Below are 24,562 nucleotides of genomic sequence, written 5' to 3'. Positions count from 1 at the left end.
AATACTTTTCCTTAAAGTGTATCAACCCATTAGTACACTATGCACAAAAAAATGTATTAAGACCTTCATACACTTGTTACTGTGTATTATGCCCTTAATACATTTAAATTGTCAATATTTATTAAATTATTTATTTAAAAACTCTAAAACTTGTTCCACAACATCACTCATCTTTGCATCACCAAAATAACGAACATAGACAACCTTTTTACCTTTTACTGCAGCTACTTCGATTTTTGGGTAATCTTCACGTGTGTATAGTTTGTCAAAACGTCCATCGGCTACATTGGAAGGAATGCGCAAGTCAAAACGTCCATACCATTTCATTAAATCACTTGCTAACGGCTCGGCTAAAAATCGAAAACGTAGCTCATAAAATTCGGTTTGGATGGATGGCTCATAGACACCACTTTCATCTGCCCATTGCCTATTTGGCACGACGCCTGTCTGATCGACCGTATACTGCGTTTTCGTGAATGGATTCCAGCCGGTGCTATACATATTATGATAATTTTTCCCCCTGAACCAATCTTCCCCGACAGTAAGCTGGTCATCTTGTTCAACAGCAACTAAATTGACACTTGGAAAACGTACATCATCTTCATCTAACGACCCATAGTCCATCACATAGAGCTGACTAAACGATAAGACACAGCCCATGATCGCTATACTTAAATAAAAGATATGCCACGCATTACGCCCTGATTTTTTCTGCCACGGAATATCATGCTGAAGCGGTATACCACTTTGTAAATTCTTTTTCAGCCGACGAATGGACAAGGCCGCTTGTGCAGTCTGTAACATAATCAATAACATAAATATTGGTAAAAACAATTGACTAGTCGTTGCTCCTTGAACGAGTTGACGTATAGGTGTCCCATCCAAAAAGAAAATCGCCCATGCCATACCGAAATAAATCATTCCTGCAATTATCGTAACAATCCAGTTAGCCATGAGCATTCGATTCAGATCTTTTAACGTATTTGCCTGCTCGACTGGATCGGTATGAATTTCAGGTGCATTTATTTCAGCAGGCGAGCGAAACACATGAAAATAGTTATAATGGGTGACATATACCCATCCTGCAGACTCGTAAAAATCAATTTGAGCATCCTCTAATGCCTTTTTCGAAACTTCAATGCGGTATTTCATCTTTTGGCTTGGGCGTTGCTCAAAATAGGTAAAGAACGTACCCTTCTTCTTCAGGAAAAGCCCTTGCTGTGCCATATGTGTATACCAGCTTTCATGCTCGGCCATGTCCCAATAATCGTTCAGTCTAAACCGTCGTACCACGTTACTCATCCTTCGTCGCCTCCTCTAGTAGCTGACTATCGTATAAAACTGCCTGTAAACGGCGATATTCAGTTAATAGCGCCTCTTTGCCAGCCCCGGTTATCTCATAGGTTTTTCTACGTCCATCATTATTTGTTAACGCAATCAGACCCTCTTTTTGCATGCGCGCTAGCACGCCGTACAATGTCCCAGGTCCCATATGAACTCGTCCGCGCGATACTGCTTCAATCGCCTGTATCAATTGATAGCCGTGATTCGGTCTCATCAGTGCCAGCAGCACATAATACATCGCCTCTGTCATCGGCCCACCATTATAAGACATTGCCCTCACCTCACTATTATGCCTCGCGATATATCGTATGACATAATAGTAAAACAAAAGGATATTAATGTAAATGTATTATCGTCAGAAAATTCTTTATACATCTATTAAGCTTTAACTTATACTTGAGTCAATGCACATATAAAGGAGTTTTTAAAATGGAATTCAAACAATACATAGCACAAGATTTAGAAAAATGTACGACAACCTTTATCGACGTGTTCAACGCCGAACCGTGGAATGATGAATGGACAGTTGAAAATGCAACGCGCTATTTAATGGATTTTACGAATACACCCGGATTTTTTGGACTAGTAGCTTGTGAACAAGAAGATCTCATCGGCTTTATTTTTGGCGTTCGCCGCGCGTGGTGGAGTGGGGATGAATTTTTTATTCACGAAATGTGCGTAACACCGAATCATCAGCATAGCGGCATCGGCTCCGCATTATTGAACGAACTCATTCAGGCATTACAACCTTTTGCGATTCAAAACATCACATTACTCACAGACCGCGGCATTCCCGCCGAAGCGTTTTATAAGAAAAATAACTTTGAAGAAATAGAGCGTATCGTGTTTTTAAGTAAAGATATTTAACGGAGGTTCACATGATTAAATTAGCACAGATTTCAGACGCAAAAGCAGCGGCAGAGCTGGCATTACGCTTATGGCCAGATAATTCATTAGAAGATTTCGTTGAAGAAATGAAAGGATTTATCGCACACAACAGCAGCGTAATTTTTTTAGCAGTGGAAGATTTGGAGGCAGTTGGTTTTGCCCAATGCCAGCTGCGAACAGATTATGTGGAAGGGACGGATTCTAGTCCCGTTGGCTATTTGGAGGGGCTCTATGTGTTAGAAAACCACCGTCATAGGGGGTTTGCCAAAGCGCTTGTTGACGCATGTGAGCGCTGGGCTGTAAGTAAGGGCTGTACAGAATTTGCGAGTGATTGTGAGCTAGACAATATGGATAGCTACGCGATGCATCTCAAACTTGGGTTCACAGAGGCAAACCGCATCATTTGTTTTACGAAGCAGCTCAAGTAGCCAAAATACACAAAGAAATAAGCCAAAACGCTAATTTAGCAACGTTTTGGCTTTTATGTATGTTTCCAAACTTTTTAAGTTAATTGAAGAAGAAGGCAATAATTGGTGGGAATAGTAGCAAGATAACCGAAATTGTGATGAGTGCTAGAGAAACTCTTTTTGATAATTTTTCTTGCCCCTCCCCCTTATACCATCCACTAAATTGATATTTATTTCGGTACAATACAAAAATAATAATAAAAATAGCAATCAAACTTATCCAACTATAATTTTCAGCACCATTCCCGATGCTTATGTAGATATTTTCAAAAACAGCCCCCAAAATCCCCATGAGAACTAAAAAAATGAAGACAATGCGCAGTAATTCTAAGATTACTCTCATTTGATTCCCCCCGGCTTTTATCGTTGTTTTGTGGCGTTTAAAAAAGCCATTCAAATAGTTTGGCTATCAAAATTAAAGGGATGGCAACTAAAAGGCGATTAAGCGTGCGCGGAAAATCCACTTTTTATGCCGCCGTAAGAGGCAAAAAAAGTTAGTTGTAGCCACGCCGCCCTGAAAGCCTGCCCCGGAACGCAGTACAACGGTCGCGAGCATAAAATCATCTTTCATCAACGCGTTTCCCCCGAGCGTAGCAGAACGGAGAAGATTAAAAAGTCCCCATTCTAATCGAATGCCCTAATTCTTAATCGCTTCTTCTACGTATGTTAAAAAATTTTTATAGTGAGATTGCCCATCAAGATATTGCTTCACTTCATAGATTGGGCACAATACTTGATCCATTTTTTTAGAATAAAGAACAGCCTCGTCTTTTACACTGATGACATCGTTAGTTAAATGCACCGTATTTTCTTTTATAGAATTAAAATCAAACCAACGATATTGCCCGTCCTTGTGATTTTTAATGACCTCACCTAAATAGGCACCGATGCGTGTTGTGAAATTATCAGGATGCTCTTTTAATAACTGCTGGCCAAATTCTGTATGGAGTAACCTATCCGCATACTCATTAACTAACCGAACACTATCGATTGAAAAATCTAGATTCTCTTTCGTCAAATTCGCTTTATCCCATGTTTCTGATGACACATCTTTAAATAATAACTCCGCGTAAAATTTCTTATTATTTTTGATTAATTTAGGATTTAAAAAAAACATTTTTCTCCCCCCTTTAGAATTATGAGCTCCATTATTCAATATAAAACACGTCACCTTTAGCGATAAAAGGCAACCGATTGCCTTTTGGTAAAACGAAGGCATGTGGATTGGCAATTCGTAAACGGTCTGTAAAACCATCTGTGATGATTAGAATAGGTCCGTTTTTCGGGAAGTCCTCGGCTTTTTGTAATAGCTCTATGGCTGGCTGTAAAACCGTACCACCGCGCCCCTTAACTTTAACGGAGTTTGCGATATCCTCTGCGCGCATATAGCCCGCATCATAAGCGGCTGCATCACAAAAAATCACACGAACTGCTTCCACATCACGCGCAATACTATAGCTTGCGATTGTGCCTAAAGCCTTTGCGAGAAGTTTACTATCCATAGAGCCTGATGTATCCAGCACAACACCAAACGTGCGGCCTCGGATTTCCTCATCGTTTACGGCATGGCTTGGTCGCGGAATATTTGGCGTACTGGACTGTCTGCGAGACAATCTTGAAAAGGTACGTTTTTTTTCAATTGGTTGGAAGTGGTGGTCAAACCATTTGGAAAGCTCTACATCCCACCGAATAACGGGCATATTAAGTGCTTGGATTTCTTCGATTAACCCCGCAGGTAATAAGCCTCGCCCGCGTCCTTGATGATATTCAAGCCCCTGAGAAAGACAGGATTTATAAAAATCTTCGAGTGACATCCCTTCACGCATTGCGCAACTTGAGGGTGTACCATCATCAATCATATCTCGCCCTTCTCTTCCTCGTAATGTATACAGCTTACGGTATGTGCGTAAATCTGTCACAATCCGATCGTAAATATCTTCCGCACTTAATCCTTTTAAATCTGAATCATACAAAATCCCAACTTCGGGCATCTCGCCAATACCCATTTCTACTAGCCAATCATTAATGACATAGTCACACGCGACATTCCAGTAATAGGCATCTCTTCCTTGCCTACGTTCATGATGGCAAAGTCCCGCATGTAAAAGCTCATGCGCAATAACAAATTTCAACTCGTTCAATGAAAGCTGTGCAGAAGGATTAATATAAATTTCCTGACTCATCACATCAATCGCCGCAATCGATATATCGAGGTCTTGGCAAAGGCGCAAATCTGTGATGATGTCAAAGCTTGATGCTAATGAACCAAGGAGAGGGTAACTACTCACAAACCAGTTTTTTGCTTGTTCCGCTACTGATATTGCTATTCGCTTTCCGCTAAAGGAAGGTGCAACTCCACTCGCCACTTCAACAGCACGACCTACAGCATCCGCAATGCCCTCTGCTAACAAATAGCCCCAGTCCTTTCGGAAGTATGCGTTATACTCCTTAATAAACAGATCCGGTTCATTATGCCCCATAGTACCCCAGCTAATAAACTGCTGCTGGGCCGCCCCACGCTCAACAAAATGCTGATAGAGCGTATGTTCATCCTTTGCCCGATTTTCAGTAGGTGGCGTAAGACCTTCTGGATGACGGCCAATTTTCATCTCATATAAAAAGCGCGCGATACTGACATCACAGGCGATATTCCAAAAGACAGGATGTTCCTTGTCTTTAAAGTGTTCAAAGCCTAAATGGAGCAGGCAATGGCAAATGACATACACCCATTCCTCTGTCGAAAGGGTTTTATTCGGATTGCAATGAATATAGCCATCCGCTTCGACATAGGCGTAGCCTTGGGGAGAGCCTGCATAGCTTTTATTTCTACTAATATGCGCACTATAGAAAAGCTTAGAAAACATCGGGTGCTCATCTAAAAATAGACATGCCGCTGAAAAGTTTTTGTCCCCGGTAGTTTGCTGCTGTTTTTTATTCGCCATATTATTTATCCTTTCGATCGACAAGACGAGGAAGATCTCGAATAATTTCCGTCATCAACCACTTCGGTAAGTTTTCCTCATCCTCTTGATTAATGACGACTAGCTGGGCCATTTCGTGGCTAATCGCAGCTAAATCTTTAATAAGCGACTTTGCTTGATGGGCGAAATTACGCTGTGTACCGGTAATTTTTTCGCTTGTTTGTGGTAGCCCCTTAATAATTTGAGCACGGAAGCTTTGCACAAGGAAGTATAGAATATCACGGTCCTCTGGTGCATTTGGAAACTTCATTTCACCTGCTAGAATTTTATTTAAATAATATTTTGTATCACTTTGCTTATAAAACGCTTTAAATTGTACAGCGTGCTGAGGAGAAATACAGCCTTCCGCTAAAATACCAATAATTTCTGGCGTTAAATTTTCGTCACCATATTCGTACAATGCATCACTCAACATATGCCAGCTTCTCGGTGTCGAGAAAGGCTCCTCATGCTTTGGCGGCTGCTTCCATAAATGATCTGGACGCACTTGTAAATATTCAATGACGAACGGATGAATACCAGAAGTCATTGCCCACTCTAGCCATTCCTTTTGCGAGACATGTAGCTGCGCATGGAACATACGGTTTATAAGCGCAGAGCTCATTGTTTTCACAATAGCACTATCTTGGGCACGGTTACCCGCACCGATGACGATCGAACCCTCAGGCAATGTATAATTTCCAATACGACGGTCGTGAATTAAACTGTAAAAGGATTTTTGAACTTCCTGTGAGCAAGCATTTAATTCGTCTAAAAATAAACAATACGGTTCATCCTTAGCAATCATCGTTGGCGGACAAAATTCGGTTTTGCCGTTTATAATTTGAGGAACACCAATAATATCCTCAGGCGCAAGCTGACTCCCTAGTAACGACACACATGGAAGCCCCACTTGACGTGAAAACTCTTCCACTAAGGCTGATTTCCCGATTCCTGGAGCGCCCCAAATAAAAACAGGACGTATAACTGCGACATTTAGTAAAACGTTCATTAATTGTTTTTGTGTAACCTTTGCACCTAAATTCATTTAAAAACTCCTTGTGAATATAGCCCCAAAACGTTTATTTTGGAAGCAATATTATGTATACGTATTTGAAATTATAAAAATCGATAAAAGCATTTCGTTCTCTTTAATTGATTCCCCACAAAATGAAGATAAAAACTAAGCCCATTAATAATGCAAAAGGAATTGGCTTACTGAATTTTAATTTTTTCGTAACCAGAAATACGAGTAAAATTAATAGTACAACTACTACCAGATTAGTCATGAATTTAATCCTCCATTTCTAGAAAAACCTTTAAAAATCGATATAAAACGGCTGCATACTTTCATCTAAACAGTACTCAATTCTTTGTCGGAAGTTTTTGATTGTCACCATTTTCAACGCTTCATCAATTGGAAAAAAGCCTACTTCTAAGCTCTCAGGTGAAGTCGTACATTGTCCGCCAATCGGTCGTGCTAAAAAGAGCGTATTACAGATGGAACGATTTACATTTTGAAAAATCCCACAAAATTTGATGATTTCCACATCGATACCCGTTTCTTCTTTTGTTTCTCGAATCGCCGCTTCTTTTAAAGATTCCCCTTCTTCTACTTGACCGCCTGGCATCTCCCAACCACGCATCGGCCCTTTAATTAATAGTATTTCGTTTTGCTCATTTAATACAATCGTTGCCGCTGAAACAATATGTTTCGGTGGCGTGTAGACGATTTTACTTTGCTCCACTAAAATCCCTCCTAAAAATCTGCTTATTTCTCTATAAAAATACAACCTTATCCTCTAAGTAGATTAGCAAAATCCCAAGAAGCAACATATACGTTAGAAAAACGAGCCCAATTATCGCTCTTGATTTCATACCAAGAATTGCCGCCTCTGTTGGCTCAGGCTCCTCTTTGAACATACCTCGTTTGCCCCAAAGTAAGCTTTCTCTCGGATTTTTATACGTCCAAATCAGGACTCCATACATCGGTAAAAACAAAAGTATCATGAGCACCATACGCACCCCTCCTTCTTTCTATACGTCCGAATTTCCAGAAAGTTTCAATCCACAGTAAAATTAACGCATTATTCAGAAACGACTATATTCATATTAAATTTCAAACTTTCTCTATTATCTATGCAACATTGTTTGCGCAAACAATCAGAATACGTTAGAATTTCAAAAACTACTGGAGGATACGACATGAAAAAATTAATTGCCATTTCTCAACACGAAATCGAAGCGGACTTTATTTTACGCAATGCACTGATTGCGGATGTATTTTTATTACAATGGAAAAAAGCAGACTTAGTTGTCGCAAACGGACGCATTATTGCGGTGGATACCGAAGGAAAGTACAAAGCAAGACATGAAGAAGATGCGAACGGGCGCTACTGTATTCCGGGATTAATCGATGCCCATATTCATATCGAATCGTCGATGTTGACACCAGAACAATTTAGCCGAATCCTACTACCACATGGGGTTACAACAGTCATTAGCGACCCACATGAAATTGCTAATGTTTCTGGTACAACTGGCCTTTCTTATATGATCGATGAAGCCCGTCATGCACTGATGGATATTTATTATATGCTGCCGTCAAGTGTGCCTGCGACAAGCTTTGAACATGCGGGGGCTACATTAAGAGCAGCGGATTTAGCACCGTTCACAAAGGACAAGCAAGTACTTGGCTTAGCAGAGGTCATGGATTTTGCGGCGGTGTTAAATGGGGATGACGATATGCTTGCGAAAATCCAGCTCGGCTTAGACCATCATATGATTATCGATGGTCATGCTGCAGGCTTGAACGCCAAGCAAATTACCGGCTACCGTGCGGCAAATATCCATACGGACCATGAATGTGTGAGCGCTGAAGAAGCGATTGAGCGTGTCACACAAGGCATGTATGTGTTAATGCGTGAGGGCTCAGCCGCAAAAAATGTACGGGCGATTTTACCAGCTGTTACCCCACAAAATGCCCGCCGCTTTGCGTTTTGTACCGATGATAAGCATTTAGATGAAATTATCGACGAAGGCACAATTAACGCCTCGATTAAAATGGTGATCGAAGAAGGCCTGGAACCACTACAAGCGATTCAAATTGCCTCACTAAACGCGGCAGAATGCTACCGCTTGCACAATTTAGGCGCACTAGCAGCCGGCTTCCAAGCGGATTTTGTGTTACTCGATGATTTAGAAATGATGCAAATTGCGGCTGTGTGGAAACGAGGAGAAAAGGTCGCAGAAAATGGGCACATGCTAACACCCGCTGCGATGCTGACAGAAGTGCCTGCAAGCATTTTACAATCGGTGCATTTACCTGAAATTACGGCGGCTGATTTTACATTGCCCTTATCGCAATCACTGGTGAATATTATTGAAGTCATTCCACACCAAATCCTTACGAAAAAGTTAACCGCGCATGTGGATGTCGTTGACGGCGAATTTGTACCTAATATTGACAAGGACTTCTTAAAAATTGCAGTGTTTGAACGCCATTTAAACCGCGGGACAAAAGCGATCGCTATCGTACACGGTCTTGGCTTACAAGCAGGCGCTGTTGCGACGACGATTTCACATGACTCGCATAACGCAATTGTTGTTGGGACAAATGATGCTGATATGGCAACTGCACTTAATGCGCTACAAGCCATGCAAGGTGGGCTTGTTGTTGTCAAAGATGGTGAGGTATTAGCTCAGATGGCACTGCCGATTGGTGGGATTATGACCAATGTTGACGCAAGCCTTGCAACAGAGCAGCTACATACGGTACATGAAGCCTTACACGTGCTGCACCCTACATTATCGTTCCATCTATTTTTAACGTTGTCATTCTTAGCATTACCGGTTATTCCATCACTTAAATTAACAGATACGGGGCTTTTTGATGTAGAAGCGTTCCAGCATATTGAGATCGAAGTGAAATAGCTTTAAGGAGCTGTTATGGGAGTTATTTGAAAAATTAACAGCTCAAGGTTTCGCAGGTGAAGAAGATATGTATATCGTTGAAAAGCATTTTACAAATAGGCATGTAAGCTTAATAAGAATTAAACGACTTGATTATTGATGCAAACTCATTTAAATAGATAAGGAACATACAACAAAAAACCGAGAACAAAAATATTTCTCTACTTTTGTTCTCGGTTCATTTTATATAGTTCACTTCCTCGGAATTACCACCGCGCCACAAGCCTTTTCATAAAACTCAAGTGGCCCTGCCTCACCTAACACCGCATATTCATAACCGATATCATTCATTTCATTTAACGCCAAATGTAAAAGCGTATAGCCTACCTTGTGCGAACGGATTGTCTTTTGCGTTCCCATTGGTCCAAATATGCCTTTTCTGTTACGTGTCACATCAAAGCTTGCAAAGCCGATGATGTTCTCTCCTTCAAATGCTAGAAAAATTGGGATTTCTTCATACGTAAAGCCATTATCAATTGATTCCAGCCAACCTGCTCCAAAATGTGTTTTCACAAAATCAATTAAAGCAGCATGGTCTAAAAGCTGTGCTCGGCGAAATGTCGTTTGCGTATTGAGTTCACTTGGCAACGTATAATTTCGTAAATGTACAACCATATCACGCGCCGTACAAACAATATGGTGCATCCCCTCAACATCAAGACCTTTTAAGATTTCTCGCGTTTTCGGGTCAGTACTTCTAAAAATCCCATCCGCCAAATGACCTTCATTGATGACAAGCTGCCCATAACGATGCATGCGCTGTTCGGCGATTTCAAGCATTTGCTTTGTTGCCTCTGAAGCATTCATTGTAAATAGGGGAATAATGGTTCCTTCCACTGAATCCACTCGGTATATCACTTCGATACGTGCATGTAACACTTCATTCAACCGCGGATAACTCATGTTTAACTCCGCGCATACGCCAGTCTTCTCCTCTAACATTGCAAGTAAAATATGCACCGGATATACAAGTCCTGTTGTTTGTCGCGCCACATCTTCAGCATTTTTTAAAATTCGTTTACTTCGATCAGTAAATTTCAACCAAACTCCCCTCTTCCATAGAACTCATTTTCTAGTTTTCTTATTATTCTTCATCACCTAAAACTTTCCCTTCCCCGGGTCAACGCACAAATTCAAACATCCCCAGCTCAATCGAATATTGTGCTCCTTCATTAATATCATATTGAATCATTCGATAAACATTTACCAGCTCCTGTGCATTTTCTGGTAAATCATCTTCAGTAACAAATGATCCGTCTGATTGTACTAAATACTCTCCCCATCTAATAACAGGAAGTGTTTTTTTGACCTCATCCAGCAAGACATAATATGGTGTTAACTTTACATTCAACTGTTCCAAAACGATCGAACTCATGACATTCGGACTAACTACTGAATAATCTAATGCTGGCGTTTCAAAATTGCTATAAATAAAATAATCGGTTTTGTAAAAGGCTAAATCTTCGTTATTTTTTTCCTCATAACGATCAAATATATCTGATGGCAAATGATCCCCGAAGAAGAACACTGTAATAGGCTTATCAATTTGATTAATTTCTTCTATAAAATTTTTAGTCGCCACATCTGTATAATGAATACCTTGAACATACGTCTCTATTCCAGATTTTTCCTGTTCATCCAACTCATTCAAAACTTGAAATTGATTTGAATACTGCCCCTTTTTATAAGGAATATGATTTTGCATCGTTGTTAACAACAGAAATAAATTATCATCATCATGATTATTAAGTATATCTAACACTTCTTGATAAGCTGATTTATCGCTTATATACTTACTATTTTCTATTGTTTCTTTATAGGATAGCTCAGGATTTCCACCATCGTAAAAAAAGCGTTCAAATCCAAACTTTTCAAAAACTTCTTTCCTTCTATAAAGGCTGGCATTATATGTGTGCACGGCCGTTTTATGATTAAATACATTTGTAATATTTGGTGCTTCATTTAAGTTAGGTACGAGTAGTGTATAAGGAATCGTTAGTGATGGATGTAAATAATTCGTGCTAAACCCAGTTAATATTTCGTACTCAACATCGGCTGTGCCCCCGCCAAAACTGGCACCTAACATTACCCCTGAAGTTGTTTCATTTTTTAGCGACCTAATATACGGAATCGGATCATCAGAAAGTTTTAGTGTAGGAATTCTCAATGGGTCAACAAAACTTTCACTTAATATAAAAATGACTGTGTGATTTTCTAAAGTATCCTTTCCGTTATTAGTTTCTGTTGCCTTTTCTTTATACTTATTAACAATCTCCCTCACCGTTTCATAAGAATAGTTTTCAGGTTTCTCTTCCATCACCTGAATATCTAAATTTTTTATAAACCCAACTAACGGACCATTTGAACTGTAGTCTTCCGTTAAATCCCAATAAACATCTGTAATACCAAAAGCTGTGGCCATTACTCGATACGGACTATAGTGATGATTACTATAATACATACTCAAAATAATTAACCATAAAAATAATGCACTCCCTATTCTCTGTTTCGTCGTAAAAATCAACTTCGATTTAATTTTTGTAACGAGTAGAAAAACAACTACTAGCAATCCAAGGAAAACTAGTAGAATCATCACATGGATTTCGTTCAGCATTTGTATAATATGAGTTAGCTCAAAAATCTGCGTAAAATCACTTGGTAAAAGAGGTACGTTTCTATAGCTTAGCTTTAAATAGTTTGCCATTGCGAATAAAACTATACTAGTAAAAAACCAAAACCAAGCATACTTTTGGCGATTAAATAGAACAAGACAACAGACATAAAACACATATAATACGAAAATATTAAACAGGTAATTATGCCAATAATTCATCGTATTTTCCCATACATCTTGAAAATTAAATTGGCAATGAAAATAAATCAAAATGAAATGCGCAAATAGTAAAAATAAAATTGTTTGACCGCTATATTTAACTTTATGCATAGAACAACCTTCTTTTCTAATAAAATTTTTAGCCCCTCGCATTGCACCTTTGTTTATCCATATTTTGGTTTATTGCTATAAGTTGGGGTTAACAAGAAAAAATAAGCTTTTTTAATTGAATCCGTTCTGCTGCGCTACGGGGAAAACGCATTGAATTGAGATAATATTAAGCTCGCGTCCGTTGTACTGCGTTCCGGGGCAGGCTTTCCGGGCGGCGTGGCTCCAACTAAATGTTCCATGCCTCTTGCGGCGGCATGGAACATTGGATTTTCCGCGCACGCTTAATCGCCAAGGAGTCCGCCCCTCCACTCCGTACAACTCTTTTCGTTGAAGCAAGTATATCTAGAACTCACCCTTCGCTCCGCGCCACTCTATTTTGGCATATAGTGAGCTTCTATAAAAAATGTTGAAGCAAAGCATGTTCCTTTTGAAATAGTGCTATTTATAATCAAAGGAAAAAAAAGAACCTTTCAATAAATAAATTTAAATCAGCACAGCATTGATTTAAATTTATTCAATTAAGAAAGTAACACTTTGCCACTATCCGCCGCCTCGCGATAGCGCAAGGGGCTTAATTTTGCTCTCTTAAACTTTATAACAAGGGCAAAACAAATGATTGGTGGGCATCGCAAACGGCATTAAAGACAGTAGTATGGACACGTACTACGTGGCCATACTGCGGTCATGCCGTAGCCCACCAATCAAAAAAGCAAGATTTTATTAGAAAAATTAACCCCATGGTGATGAACCTATATTTTCACAAGAATAAAAAATCTGCCTGAAATCGTTATGATAGTGCCGATTTCAAGCAGATTTTTTTGTACTATTTGCCATAGATTTTTCTACAGAAAGGTAAACATATGTGCAAGTCAATTTATAAACATGACATATAAATACAACAAAAGGTTGGTGAAAATCACATGATATTTGAAGATAGTACCGGTCAGCGTTGGTTTAAAATAAAAATTACATTAGCAATTTTCCTATTAACCTTCCTTATTGCACTGTCGCTATATGGATTAAATCATTACAAAATTCTTCATTTACCATTATTCAATGTGATTACTACAAATTTTGTTACTGTTATGAAAAAAATTTTTATATCCTATTTATTGATCACAATCGTATTAGGTTTCCTACGAATGCTAATCGTCATCTTTTATTGTTTGAGGCAGCAGAGAAGAAAGAAAATTATACACGAGTACATCTCCGTAAATAAGCCTTATCTAAAACAGTATAGACCGCGAGTCAGTGTGATTGTTCCTGTATACAACGAAGAAGTGATCATTAGACGAACCATTAAAGCTTTATTAAAAAGTGACTATCCATTATCAGAAATTCTTATCATTGATGATGGTTCGACGGATGAAACAGCTTCAATCATTAAGAAATATTTCTCTCGTAACCCCAAAGTCAAATTACTGCAAAAAGAAAATGGTGGGAAGGCTTCCGCACTCAACCTTGGTTTTCAAAATGCGTTAGGAGACATTATTATTACCATTGATGCAGATACGATTTTTAAATCAACTACAATTTCGGATTTAGTCAAAAACTTTTCAGATTCTCGTGTCGCTGCTGTTACAGGGAATTGTAAAATCGGGAATATTCATAACCAACTACTCATGTGGCAACATATCGAGTATGTTACTGCACAAAATTTAGACAAAAGAGCCTTTGAGGAACTGGGTTGTATAACAGTTGTATCCGGTTCAAATAGTGCTTGGCGTAAAAGTGTAGTCGAACAACTCGGGTTTTATCATAATGATACCCTTGCAGAAGACACGGAACTTACGATAAGAATTCTAAATGCTGGTCACAAAATTGTTTATGATGAACGGGCCATTTCTTACGAGGAAAGTCCTGAAACGATAAAGGAATTCGTAAAGCAGCGATTTCGATGGTCTTATGGTGTATTACAAACCACATGGAAACATAAAAAATCCATCTTTTCTTCTTCTAACAAAGCACTCAAATTTTTTGCAGCTCCAAGCTTGTTATTTTCCTATTTACTTTTTTTAACCTCTCCAATTATAGATTTCCTTTTCATTGTGGCCCTTTTAACAGGGACAACAAGCATATATTTGTTTGCGTTACTTTTTTATCTAACTGACACCTTGAATTCATTTTTGGCATTTAAGATTGCAAATGAAAAAATGAAGCCCCTTCTATGGATTTTTTTTCAGAGAATTGGCTATCGTTATTTGTTAGGCTATGTCACATGGAAAGCTTTAATAGCGGCTTTACGTGGAAATTATGTAGGCTGGGATAAGTTAAAACGGACCGGAAATAACATAAAATTGGATTTAGATTAAATACCTTTATGTAATTATATATGATTAATATCTTATTCCGAGGAAGTGATAATGTGAAAATTGCGATCCACCAACCAAACTATATCCCGTGGATTGGCTTTTTCGACAAATTAGATCAAGTGGATAAATTTGTATTATTAGATACTGCATACCATTCCACAAGTGGGTTCCTCAATCGAAATAAAATCAAAACTCCACAAGGCGAATTCATGTTAACTGTACCACTAAAAAACAAGAATATACCTATTAACGAAATACAAATTGCGAACAATAGTAATTGGCAAATAAGTCAATGGAAAACAATCGAAGCAAATTATAAAAAATGTCCTTACTGGAGCGATTATGGAGATGGATTTGAACAAATCTACAGAAATAAATGGGAGAAAATCGCAACGTTAAATATTGCACTAATCGAGCATATAAAACTCCTCTTAAATATAACAACTGAACTATTCCTAGAGTCCGATTTCCAAATAGATTTTGGTAATAAAAATGCGAGAAATGTAAACATAACATCCTATTTAGACGGTAATGTTTATTTATCAGGTACTGGTGCACAAGTATATAACAATCGAAGTGAATTTGAAGCTCAACAAATCCAACTTGTTTATCAAAATTTCAAACACCCTGTCTACCCTCAACGTTGGGGTGATTTCCAACCCAATCTCTCCATTATCGATATGCTCTTTAATTGCGGACCGGAAACAATTCATATCATACGTAAAAATCGACTATAAGAAAAGGGCATTCACACCCTTTAAGACCCGACAGACATTGGAGGGCCCGACTAGAAAGTAAACGCTTTATCACTTTCGACGGCGGGACCGAAATGTCCGAGGGGCTGGTGCGAATGCCTAGACACTGTTATAAAGCTAAAATTTTATACTTTCTTATCCTTTAAAAAAGATATTAACAGGAGGTGAATTTATGATTACATTAGGAGCCGAAAGAATATTGATTATTGCTCCACATGCAGATGATGAAGTACTTGGCTGTGGAGGATTAATTGAAAAAGCCTGTAGACTTAATAATCAAGTCAAAGTAATTGTTATAGCTGTTGGAGATATTGTTCATACACATAACAATCAACTTGTATTGGCTTCAACCCGTATTAGAGAACTACAAGATGCTTTGGAAGTTCTCGGTTGTTACGATTTCGAAGTTTTATATAACGATAAGGACTCTTTACTTGACACTATCCCTAAAAATGAACTGATTACTAAATTAGATAAAATTATCAATAGCTATGACCCTACTATGGTATTTATTCCCCTCCCTAGCTATCATCAAGATCATATCGTTTTATTTGAAACTTGTTTTGCTGCCCTAAGACCAAAGACAAACCAAAAAATCAAATTAATTGCCATGTATGAATATCCACTTATTTCATGGCAATATCAAAAATTTTGGAATACTGGAGAATTATATTTAGACATCTCTCAAACAGTTCAAAAAAAAATCGATTCTTTTTTAAAGCACGCGTCACAACGACGTCCTCCAAGCAACCTACTATCTCCGGAAAGTGTCTTGAAATGGGCGGAAATGAGAGGATTTGAAGTCGGAATTCCATATGCAGAAAAGTATTATATATTACGTTCACATATTCTTTAACTACCTGCTCATAAAATATTGAACAGGAGGTGGCTATACTTTGCCTAACAAAACCCCTAAAAAAACCTTTGTTCCACATAATCGCCCAACTTTAGGTAGGCAAGAAGAAAAGATGGCTATAGAAGTGATTCGTTCAGGCTGGATTGCACAGGGAACTGCTGTAGAAAATTTTGAAAATGAAATATGTCATTATTTAGGTTTACCCTCAGGTTCAGCAGTTGCCGTTTCAAGCGGTACTGCTGCACTTTATATGACACTTGCCATTTACGATGCAAAAGAAAAAAATATCGCCATTCCATATTACTGTTGTTCGTCATTAAGAAATGCTACGACATTAGCTGGAGGAATCCCATTATTAGTAGACAGTAGAATAGATTCTCCAAATATAAATATTGATGCCATTGATCCTTCTATCGATATTGCGATCATTCCGCATCTTTTTGGAATACCCCAAAAAATATCAAAAGGTACGTCAAATACCTATTTTATTGAAGATTGCGCACAGTCATTAGGTGCCCATATAGATGGAGTTCGAGTTGGATTGCAGGGGGATGTTGGTATATTTTCATTTTATGCGACAAAATTAATCACATCTGGTGGTCAAGGCGGTATGATTGTATCTAGAGATCCTGCTTTTATTAAAGAACTAAAAGACTATCGAACATGTAATCAAAAAGACGCTCAAAAAAATCGTTTTAACTTTCAAATGACGGATATACAGGCAGCGATTGGACGTGCACAATTACAACAATTCACGAAATTTATGAAGAGAAGAGAAGAAATTTACCTTCAATATACAGACGCAAATTTCCCCTTACTAAATGCAGAAAGCAATATACAGCCCGTTCGATTCCGAGCTATTTTACAAACACCAAGACAAACTGAAATTATCTCCGAGCTGGCAAAAAATAATATTGCAGCGGTCATTCCTATACAACAGTCGGAATTAATTGGATCAACAGAAAACTATCCAAATGCGTCTAATTGGATTCACAATACGGTTTCTTTACCAATCTATCCTTCACTTCGTAATGAAGATGTAAAAAGAATTATTAAAATCGTTAAGGAACTTTTGTAAACCAATAATCGTGTACATACTAGCTTCCGTGCAATACTGAATTCATACATACACTCGTTCGCTCTTGAAGCATCACAGGGAAGCAGGCTTATTTTTATTAATGTAAATCACCTCACGGAAACGGATTAATTATCCAACCCAAAAAAGTTATAACAAAGATAAATAACAATAAAAATACCGAAATCCCTAACCCCCACAGACCTAAAAAGCGTACGTTTTTAGAGAAAATAGCGGGCCATGCAAAAATAAAGCCCGTGCCAATGAAGACAATAAAATAATCGAGTAATACCATCGAATAATTCGTCAGTATACTAATGTTAAATAACAGCAAGATGAATAAGCCACTAAGTATCGAAATCCATCCTGCGATTGCCGGAAACTTTGCTTGCTTTACGTTGCCCAGTTCCATAATTTCACCTCACCGATTTTCATTGTGCGAATTAAATTTGAATCACGTAATTTTTCGATTTCATTTTTTGGTCCTGTCACAACGACCGCATAGGTTTTAATGCCGTGCTCATTTATATAAGCAATGCGTTCGTTGAGTTTCAAGTTTTTCGCACTCGACACTTGCGTTGCCAGCTCTTCATGTTGAACGATAAAATTTAATATATCCTTAAATGCTTGCTCGTTACTGTGCGCATCTCTAAACGGTGACCAATACGTATTATCTACTTGTACGGGATAACCGATTGGCGAAACGACATTGCCGTCTTTACTTAAATTCGTTTGCTCCACACCCGTATCAATTGCTGCCCATAAAACATCAACATTTTGAAAACTGCTACGAATTTCATCAACTGTAGCTAGTTCATGTAGTGAAATATACGCTTCGACTACCGTCTCTTCCGGAAGACCGCTTAAAATCGTCCATTCTGTATACGAATTTACGTCATAACGATTCTCAGGATGTGTTAGCCAAGGACTTGTTTGTGTTGGATATTTATGGGGAAAACGTTCTAACATCGAGCTTACCTCTTTTTTCGTTAAATGACCGAGTGTATAGCGCATATCATAGGTATTCGCTTTAAAATCCTCTTTGCCGATACGTTTGTATTGATCAAACTTCAGCTGCATGGAAAATGGGGTGAATTCCATATCGAACTCCATTTCTTCGAGTGACGTATTCGGCTCTGTCACATATAACGTTTGACTTGTCACGTCCATTAAAGTAGTCGATTTTGTCCCAAATGCATAGAAAATAAACGTGAACATAAAGCTTACTGGTAAAATCAATAGTAGTACCGTTAGCGTCCCTAATACGAGTTTGACCCTTGACAGTGACACAGTACGTTTCATTTGTTTTGTAAGCTTCTGCTGCTGTTTTTGTTCAAGCTGCTGTTCCTTACTCGCAGTGATTAATTTTTCGTACTCATCCATATTACCAACCTCCTTTTTCAATTAAAGTTCTCATTTTTTTACGACCTCTTAGCAAATGGCTTTTTAATGTGTTTAACTTCAAATCCAAAATTTGCGCTGCCTGTTCGTTTGTACAATCCTGAACATCACATAATAAAATGGCCTGCTTTTCTAGTGGATTTAGTTGATCTAGTAAATTTAACAGTTTTGTAAAACTATCCTGCTGTAAAATAATCATTTCCGGCGTTGTATAGTCAACCTGCTCTATTTGCGCATACGTTGTACTTCGCTTTTCTTTGCGACAGTAGTCAATGTATGTATAATAGGCTACTTTAAAAAGCCATGGTTTTAGTTCATAAATCGGCTGGGCAAGTAATGTCACATGTGCTTTATAAAACGTATCCTGCAACAAGTCTTCTGCTGTCTCAGTATGTCGACAAAGTGAAAATAAATAGCGATATATATCATTTACATAACGTGTATAAAGTTGTTCTAGCTCCATTACTTCCCACCTTTCACCCTATCCTCGAATAACCGCTTTAAAAAGTTGCAAAATTGAGTATTTATATTTGCTAGCATAGCATGACCCATTCATAGCATTGTTAAAATTTCATATTCCCTACAAAGTAAAATCCCCATACCCATTTACTTCCACAAAAGTTCGTGGTACGTTATTTTTTACTAAATTTACTTTCGAGGTGATGAGGATGCTAAAGAAACCAGCAAAATTAAAGCGCGGTGATACCGTCGCTACAGTCAGTCCATCATGGGGTGGTGCAGGTGAACAAGAACTACGTTGGCGCTATGAACAAGGGGTTAAACGACTTGAGGAAGTATTTGGCTTGAATGTTGTTGCCATGCCAAACAGCTTGAAGGGCGCACAGTATGTGTACGAGCATCCTGAGGCACGCGCTCAAGATTTAATGGATGCCTTTAAAGATCCTACGATTAAAGCAATCATCACCAATATTGGTGGCGAGGACAGTGTACGGCTGTTGCCTTATATTGATTTTGATATCATTCGCTACAATCCGAAAATTTTTATGGGCTATTCCGATACGACGATCGCCCATTTATTTTGCTTAAAGGCTGGTGTTTCATCCTTTTATGGGCCGGCAATATTAGTCGATTTTGCAGAAAACGTTGAAATGTCCCCGTATACCATTGAATCTATTGAACGCACACTTTTCTCGAACGAGACAATTGGTGAAATTTTACCCGCGCCTAAATGGACGAGTGAATTTCTTGATTGGAGTCAATCGAATAAGTATACGCGCCGTACGATGAAAAATAATAAAGGCTATGAGCTATTACAAGGCACAGGCAAAGTTCAGGGCCGTTTAATCGGCGGTTGTATTGAAGTACTCGCTTTCGTCAATGGCACCGAGCTTTGGCCAGATATAGAAATGTGGCAAGATTGCATTCTCTTTTTCGAAACGTCCGAGGAAAAGCCAACACCAAACAATGTCCGCTACTGGCTAAGAAACTATGCGCTACAAGGCATCCTCCACCAAGTAAAAGGCATAATTTTCGGTAAGCCTCAAGACGAGAAGTATTATGAAGAATATAAAACAGAAATTTTAAAAGTATTAAAGGAGTACAATCTTGAACAGCTACCCGTACTTTATAACATGAACTTTGGCCATACAGAGCCGAAGTTTATACTGCCATACGGGGCACTTGCTGAAATTGATTGTGACAATGTGACGTTCTCGATTTTGGAAAATGCCGTGGAATAAAACAAGCCTGCCCCTCAAGTAAATTGGAGGCAGGCTTTTGATATGGAATGTGTTTATTTATTATTTCGTTACATCGACAATGACTTTAATAGAATCCTTTGCAGCGATTGCCGTGTCGAACGCTGTTTGGATTTCGCTTAATGGATAGACTTGTGTAACCATTGTTGCGATTTTTGTTTTCTTGTTATTTAAATGGTTAATTACTTTTAAAATGTCCTCGCTCGTATAACCAGATGCCCCAACGATTTGAACCTCTTTACTCATCACTTCCATGAAGCTTACTGGTACTTCGTCTTTATAGACTGCGATTATCGCGATACGAGCATTTGGTTTAACGATTTGCATTACTTGTTGGAATAACGGTGCCGCACCTGCTGCATCCACGTACGCATCGACATTTGGCACATCCTTACCGTATACATTTACTGTACCAAAAGCTTCAGCTAAGCCTTCTGTTAATGACACCTTAGATGTATCTACCGTTTTCGCACCGATTTCTTTCGCTTTTTCTAAACGCCAGTCCACCATGTCAACGACCGCAACGTTTGTAATCCCTTCACCAATTAACATCGCCGCTGCTGATAAACCGATTGGACCTGCACCTAAAATAACAATGTTTTCACCAACTTGTGGCTTCACAGAAAACGCACCGTGGCAACCAACACTCATTGGCTCTACTAATGCACCCTCTTCAGGTGTTACATCATCATTTAACGGATATAAATTGTGATTTTTCTTCGCATCCTCAATTAACACATACTGCGAAAATCCGCCTACCTCTAAACAGAAACGACGCCCTGCTCGCTTAGCCGTAATCGGATTGACCGCTACAAACATCCCCACTTCTAGGTCCGTTACATTGTCACCTTTTGCTTCAATAATACCCGCTAATTCATGACCAAATTCTTGCTCAAAACGAATACCCATTTCAGAACCGTATTTTACAATATTAATGTCTGTCCCACAAATACCACCACGTAAATTACGTAATAATACATCATTCGGTCCAACTTCCGGCACTGGACGCTCCTCTACTGCTACTAAGTTTGCACCTTTATAAATCCCAGCTTGATAGTTTGTCATTTGATGTACCTCCTCGTTTATTTGTTTTCAGTATAATGGAAAAAAACAGAGAAAAAATATACATATTCTAATAAAATGTAGCCAAACTATTCCTCTTGTGGCGCCAATCGAACAATCGCATTCGCTAATTGTTCAGGACTATAGTTAAAATCTGACTGTGCCCACATAATAATCGTGCCGAACAAAGCCGACACCCCGTACCAAGCGACAATCGTTTGATCAACGCCGGTTCCCGGAAAATCAAACTTCGCAAGTTCCGTTGTATGCTTCGAAATCCGCTGTTGAAAATAGGCAAGCAGTGCCTTATTAAAATCCGCAATATTTGGGGAGGTCAGTAAAATTTTGTACGTTTTACGATTTGCTTCAATATGTTTTAGCAGCTGCAATAGTGCTTCAAATTCAAATCCTTTCGTATACGTTTTATAATTGAGCGACTTCATTAACTCATAGAGCTCTAAAATATAGTGCTCGATAAACTGTGCGTGGAATTCTGCTAAATTGTGAAAATGCTTATAAAATGTCACGCGGTTTAGATTGGCTTTCGTCGTTAAACGTTGAATCGTCACTTGTCCTGGTGTTTGCTGTGCAAGCACGGATAAATAGGTATCAAATAATTTTTGCCTTGTCTTCAACACACGGATATCTATTTTTTTCGCGATTTTAATCACCTACGCTTTTACAATTTCCATCTTCCTATTGTAGCATCAAAACTAAAAAAGACACCGCGCAATTTAATGTACGCGATGTCTTAAATTTAGTTATTCCTCAATGACTTTCCCGTCTTTTGAATAAAAACGTAATAAGTCTCCGTTGACAACTTTATCTGAATAGTTTAGTTTTTCTTCGACCATGGCACTTAATTTTTCAGCATGCTCGTATTGAGATGAATCAAGTATTAGCCCTGTTTGACGGTCATAGTACTTGCCATCTAACGAATAAATCGTTGGGCTAACAAAGTTCCCGTTTCTAAACGGAACAACTTGGCTATGGTCTTCTGACAATAAATCTGTACCAAAGTGAATATTGTTTTGTGTTTCCACACCTAATAAATGTAGCACCGTTGGTAATAGGTCCATTTGTCCGCCGTATGTGTGGTTAATGCCACCTTCCATACCTGGTACATAAATCAGTAATGGCACACGTTGTAAATCCGCATTAACAATTGGTGTTACTTCCTCACCAAGAATCTGTTCCATTGCACGGTTATGGTTATCAGAAATCCCGTAATGGTCACCGTACATAACAATCATCGTATTGTCATAAAGGCCAGATTCTTTTAAATACGTAAAGAATTCTTCGATCGCCTCATCTGCATAACGAGCTGTTTGGAAGTAATTATCTACGCTTGAATCACCCGTTGTTGCTTTCTCAATCGTTGTTAACTCTTGATCCATTTTATACGGGAAATGGTGCGCAACGGTAATGAATTTTGTATAAAATGGCTGTGGTAATGTTTCAAGTAACGCTTGTGATTGCTCGAAAAATGGCTTATCTAATAAGCCGTATTCTGCCATATTTTTTGGATCACTTGTATCATATGCATTCGCATCAAAGAACTCATCATAGCCAAAGTTATTATAAATGACATTACGGTTCCAGAAGCTGCCGTTATTTCCGTGGAATACCGCTGATGTATAGCCGTAGTCCTTTAAGATTGTCGGCGCTGCTTGGTACGTGTTTTGCCCTTTTGTAATAAAGGCCGAACCTTGTGGTAAGCCGAACAATGCATTTTCTAACATAAATTCAGCATCCGACGTTTTTCCTTGTGCCGTTTGATGGTAGAAGCTATCGAAATATAACGTGTTTTCGTTTTTCGCTAACGAGTTTAAGAATGGTGTAACTTCTTGGCCATTTAACTGATGGTCAATTAAAAATGTTTGCATCGATTCTAAATGTAAATAGATGACGTTCATATCTTTTGCTAAACCAAAATACGCTGGATTTGGATCTGCGTGATTCGATTTCGTGTAGTTGATAATTTCGGTAACGTCACTGCTATCAGCTAACGCACGTTCAGATGATGCCTCTGCCGTTTTAACAGAGTCATAAATCGCGTAGTTATACATCCCTAAGTACTTCACAATATAACTACGGTCAAAACCGCGTACAAGTAAATCTGGACGATCCTCTTCAGCTAAATATAAGTTTGTTGAAGAAATCATCAGTGCAAACGCTACTGCGACAACCGGCATCACAAAGCCTGTTTTTACTAATTTTAATTGTTGTTTTTTTGCAATACGTACATAGAACAGGAATGCGATATCAACGAAATAGAAAATATCCGTTCCACGGAATAACGCTAATACACTGCCGCCTAAATCGCCAAAGTTTTGCGTTTGATAAATCGTTGGCAACGTAATAAAGTCGCTAAAGAATCGGTAATACACGACGTTTGCAAATAATAAAAACGACATGAGTGTATACACGAGAAGTAGCATACTCATTTTGCGTTTGCCTCTAAATAAAAATGCCACTGATAAAAGTAACAGCGCCGAACCTAATGGATTTATTAATAACAATATTTGCTGTAATGTTCCTTCAACGCCTAATTCAAATTGTGTCAATTGTGTTAGATAGGTTTTCATCCAGATCATGAACACAGCTAAAAGATAGATCCCTAAAAAACCGTTCAATTGAACCCTTTTTTTCCCTACTAAATCTTTCACTTTACTCACTCTTTCTTCTTTCAAAAGCTTTTCTATATCTATTAGAAAAACATTAATTACTATATCAAAAAATCTAAGTTGTATGCAACTATTATGAAACGATTGTAACGTAAAAAGGTTTCTTATTTTCTGTAGTTTT

The 24,562-nt window shown here is 38.5% G+C and carries 26 protein-coding genes; 8 read left to right on the top strand and 18 right to left on the bottom strand.

Annotated elements, in window-relative coordinates; translation table 11 throughout:
• Positions 1-126 precede the first annotated feature (126 nt).
• Together NSQ62_RS06475 and NSQ62_RS06470 are read right to left on the bottom strand one after the other, a co-directional pair.
• Positions 127-1,302, bottom strand: coding sequence for a DUF2812 domain-containing protein (locus NSQ62_RS06475; protein ID WP_341323111.1), 1,176 nt, complete (start codon positions 1,300-1,302; stop codon positions 127-129).
• Entirely contained in the window at positions 1,295-1,615 is a 321-nt protein-coding gene (locus NSQ62_RS06470) for a PadR family transcriptional regulator (RefSeq protein ID WP_341323110.1), read from the bottom strand. The genes NSQ62_RS06475 and NSQ62_RS06470 overlap by 8 nt, the downstream gene beginning before the upstream one ends.
• A 158-nt stretch (positions 1,616-1,773) precedes the next feature.
• On the opposite strand from NSQ62_RS06470, the gene NSQ62_RS06465 reads away from it, so the two are divergent.
• Both NSQ62_RS06465 and aac(6') read left to right on the top strand, forming a co-directional pair.
• Complete coding sequence (locus NSQ62_RS06465) at positions 1,774-2,211, top strand: GNAT family N-acetyltransferase (RefSeq protein WP_341323109.1); 438 nt, start codon at positions 1,774-1,776, stop codon at positions 2,209-2,211.
• Between the two features lie 11 nt (positions 2,212-2,222).
• On the top strand, positions 2,223-2,660 hold the full coding sequence (gene aac(6') / locus NSQ62_RS06460) for an aminoglycoside 6'-N-acetyltransferase (RefSeq protein WP_341323108.1): 438 nt from the start codon (positions 2,223-2,225) through the stop codon (positions 2,658-2,660).
• Positions 2,661-2,739: 79 nt separating this feature from the next.
• Here the strand turns inward: aac(6') and NSQ62_RS06455 are convergent, their stop codons facing one another.
• The 8 genes from NSQ62_RS06455 to NSQ62_RS06420 all read right to left on the bottom strand — a co-directional run bounded on the left by NSQ62_RS06455 (position 2,740) and on the right by NSQ62_RS06420 (position 7,678).
• A complete protein-coding gene (locus NSQ62_RS06455; protein WP_341323107.1) occupies positions 2,740-3,042 on the bottom strand; it encodes a hypothetical protein in 303 nt (100 codons plus the stop codon).
• Positions 3,043-3,129: 87 nt separating this feature from the next.
• Positions 3,130-3,273 (bottom strand): hypothetical protein, encoded by a 144-nt coding sequence (locus tag NSQ62_RS06450; protein WP_341323106.1) that lies wholly within the window; start codon positions 3,271-3,273, stop codon positions 3,130-3,132.
• A gap of 63 nt (positions 3,274-3,336) precedes the next feature.
• Positions 3,337-3,816, bottom strand: coding sequence for a hypothetical protein (locus NSQ62_RS06445; protein ID WP_341323105.1), 480 nt, complete (start codon positions 3,814-3,816; stop codon positions 3,337-3,339).
• Between the two features lie 31 nt (positions 3,817-3,847).
• Positions 3,848-5,641, bottom strand: a complete 1,794-nt coding sequence (locus tag NSQ62_RS06440; RefSeq protein WP_341323104.1) for a VWA-like domain-containing protein — start codon at positions 5,639-5,641, stop codon at positions 3,848-3,850.
• A gap of 1 nt (position 5,642) precedes the next feature.
• The gene (locus NSQ62_RS06435) at positions 5,643-6,707 is read right to left on the bottom strand and encodes an AAA family ATPase (RefSeq protein ID WP_341323103.1); all 1,065 of its coding nucleotides are present in this window, start codon (positions 6,705-6,707) and stop codon (positions 5,643-5,645) included.
• 103 nt (positions 6,708-6,810) lie between these two features.
• On the bottom strand, positions 6,811-6,948 hold the full coding sequence (locus NSQ62_RS06430; protein ID WP_341323102.1) for a hypothetical protein: 138 nt from the start codon (positions 6,946-6,948) through the stop codon (positions 6,811-6,813).
• Between the two features lie 30 nt (positions 6,949-6,978).
• Positions 6,979-7,407 (bottom strand): NUDIX hydrolase, encoded by a 429-nt coding sequence (locus NSQ62_RS06425; RefSeq protein ID WP_341323101.1) that lies wholly within the window; start codon positions 7,405-7,407, stop codon positions 6,979-6,981.
• A gap of 31 nt (positions 7,408-7,438) precedes the next feature.
• Positions 7,439-7,678 carry a hypothetical protein gene (locus NSQ62_RS06420; RefSeq protein ID WP_341323100.1) on the bottom strand — a complete coding sequence of 80 codons (240 nt, stop codon included), beginning with the start codon at positions 7,676-7,678 and terminating at the stop codon, positions 7,439-7,441.
• Between the two features lie 186 nt (positions 7,679-7,864).
• Between NSQ62_RS06420 and ade the strand changes: the two genes are divergently transcribed.
• Complete coding sequence (gene ade, locus NSQ62_RS06415; RefSeq protein WP_341323099.1) at positions 7,865-9,592, top strand: adenine deaminase; 1,728 nt, start codon at positions 7,865-7,867, stop codon at positions 9,590-9,592.
• 231 nt (positions 9,593-9,823) lie between these two features.
• On the opposite strand, the gene NSQ62_RS06410 is transcribed toward ade, so the two are convergent.
• Together NSQ62_RS06410 and NSQ62_RS06405 are read right to left on the bottom strand one after the other, a co-directional pair.
• On the bottom strand, positions 9,824-10,672 hold the full coding sequence (locus NSQ62_RS06410) for a GNAT family N-acetyltransferase (RefSeq protein ID WP_341323098.1): 849 nt from the start codon (positions 10,670-10,672) through the stop codon (positions 9,824-9,826).
• A gap of 79 nt (positions 10,673-10,751) precedes the next feature.
• Positions 10,752-12,575 carry an LTA synthase family protein gene (locus tag NSQ62_RS06405; protein WP_341323097.1) on the bottom strand — a complete coding sequence of 608 codons (1,824 nt, stop codon included), beginning with the start codon at positions 12,573-12,575 and terminating at the stop codon, positions 10,752-10,754.
• Between the two features lie 920 nt (positions 12,576-13,495).
• Between NSQ62_RS06405 and NSQ62_RS06400 the strand changes: the two genes are divergently transcribed.
• The 4 genes from NSQ62_RS06400 (at position 13,496) to NSQ62_RS06385 (ending at position 17,576) form a co-directional block, all read left to right on the top strand.
• Positions 13,496-14,887 (top strand): glycosyltransferase, encoded by a 1,392-nt coding sequence (locus NSQ62_RS06400; RefSeq protein WP_341323096.1) that lies wholly within the window; start codon positions 13,496-13,498, stop codon positions 14,885-14,887.
• A gap of 53 nt (positions 14,888-14,940) precedes the next feature.
• Entirely contained in the window at positions 14,941-15,624 is a 684-nt protein-coding gene (locus NSQ62_RS06395) for a WbqC family protein (RefSeq protein WP_341323095.1), read from the top strand.
• Positions 15,625-15,814: 190 nt separating this feature from the next.
• Positions 15,815-16,498 carry a PIG-L family deacetylase gene (locus NSQ62_RS06390; RefSeq protein ID WP_341323094.1) on the top strand — a complete coding sequence of 228 codons (684 nt, stop codon included), beginning with the start codon at positions 15,815-15,817 and terminating at the stop codon, positions 16,496-16,498.
• Between the two features lie 40 nt (positions 16,499-16,538).
• Positions 16,539-17,576, top strand: coding sequence for a DegT/DnrJ/EryC1/StrS family aminotransferase (locus NSQ62_RS06385; protein WP_341323093.1), 1,038 nt, complete (start codon positions 16,539-16,541; stop codon positions 17,574-17,576).
• Positions 17,577-17,688: 112 nt separating this feature from the next.
• Here NSQ62_RS06385 and NSQ62_RS06380 read toward each other — a convergent pair whose 3' ends face one another.
• The 3 genes from NSQ62_RS06380 to NSQ62_RS06370 are packed head-to-tail and all read right to left on the bottom strand — an operon-like array spanning position 17,689 to position 19,437.
• Positions 17,689-17,985 carry a hypothetical protein gene (locus NSQ62_RS06380; protein ID WP_341323092.1) on the bottom strand — a complete coding sequence of 99 codons (297 nt, stop codon included), beginning with the start codon at positions 17,983-17,985 and terminating at the stop codon, positions 17,689-17,691.
• The gene (locus NSQ62_RS06375) at positions 17,967-18,956 is read right to left on the bottom strand and encodes an anti sigma factor C-terminal domain-containing protein (RefSeq protein ID WP_341323091.1); all 990 of its coding nucleotides are present in this window, start codon (positions 18,954-18,956) and stop codon (positions 17,967-17,969) included. Before NSQ62_RS06375 ends, NSQ62_RS06380 begins: the two co-directional genes overlap by 19 nt.
• A 1-nt stretch (position 18,957) precedes the next feature.
• Entirely contained in the window at positions 18,958-19,437 is a 480-nt protein-coding gene (locus NSQ62_RS06370; RefSeq protein ID WP_341323090.1) for a sigma-70 family RNA polymerase sigma factor, read from the bottom strand.
• A 205-nt stretch (positions 19,438-19,642) separates the two neighbouring features.
• On the opposite strand from NSQ62_RS06370, the gene NSQ62_RS06365 reads away from it, so the two are divergent.
• Positions 19,643-20,674, top strand: a complete 1,032-nt coding sequence (locus tag NSQ62_RS06365) for a S66 peptidase family protein (protein ID WP_341323089.1) — start codon at positions 19,643-19,645, stop codon at positions 20,672-20,674.
• A 60-nt stretch (positions 20,675-20,734) separates the two neighbouring features.
• Here the strand turns inward: NSQ62_RS06365 and NSQ62_RS06360 are convergent, their stop codons facing one another.
• The 3 genes from NSQ62_RS06360 to NSQ62_RS06350 all read right to left on the bottom strand — a co-directional run bounded on the left by NSQ62_RS06360 (position 20,735) and on the right by NSQ62_RS06350 (position 24,423).
• Positions 20,735-21,757 carry a zinc-binding dehydrogenase gene (locus NSQ62_RS06360; protein WP_341323088.1) on the bottom strand — a complete coding sequence of 341 codons (1,023 nt, stop codon included), beginning with the start codon at positions 21,755-21,757 and terminating at the stop codon, positions 20,735-20,737.
• 86 nt (positions 21,758-21,843) lie between these two features.
• Positions 21,844-22,425 carry a TetR/AcrR family transcriptional regulator C-terminal domain-containing protein gene (locus NSQ62_RS06355; protein WP_341323087.1) on the bottom strand — a complete coding sequence of 194 codons (582 nt, stop codon included), beginning with the start codon at positions 22,423-22,425 and terminating at the stop codon, positions 21,844-21,846.
• Positions 22,426-22,515: 90 nt separating this feature from the next.
• Positions 22,516-24,423, bottom strand: coding sequence for an LTA synthase family protein (locus tag NSQ62_RS06350; protein ID WP_341323086.1), 1,908 nt, complete (start codon positions 24,421-24,423; stop codon positions 22,516-22,518).
• Positions 24,424-24,562 lie beyond the last annotated feature (139 nt).

Origin of the sequence: Solibacillus sp. FSL H8-0523 (genome assembly GCF_038051985.1) — a bacterium.
GTDB lineage: Bacteria > Bacillota > Bacilli > Bacillales_A > Planococcaceae > Solibacillus.
This window is presented reverse-complemented; position numbering and strand designations above follow the sequence as displayed.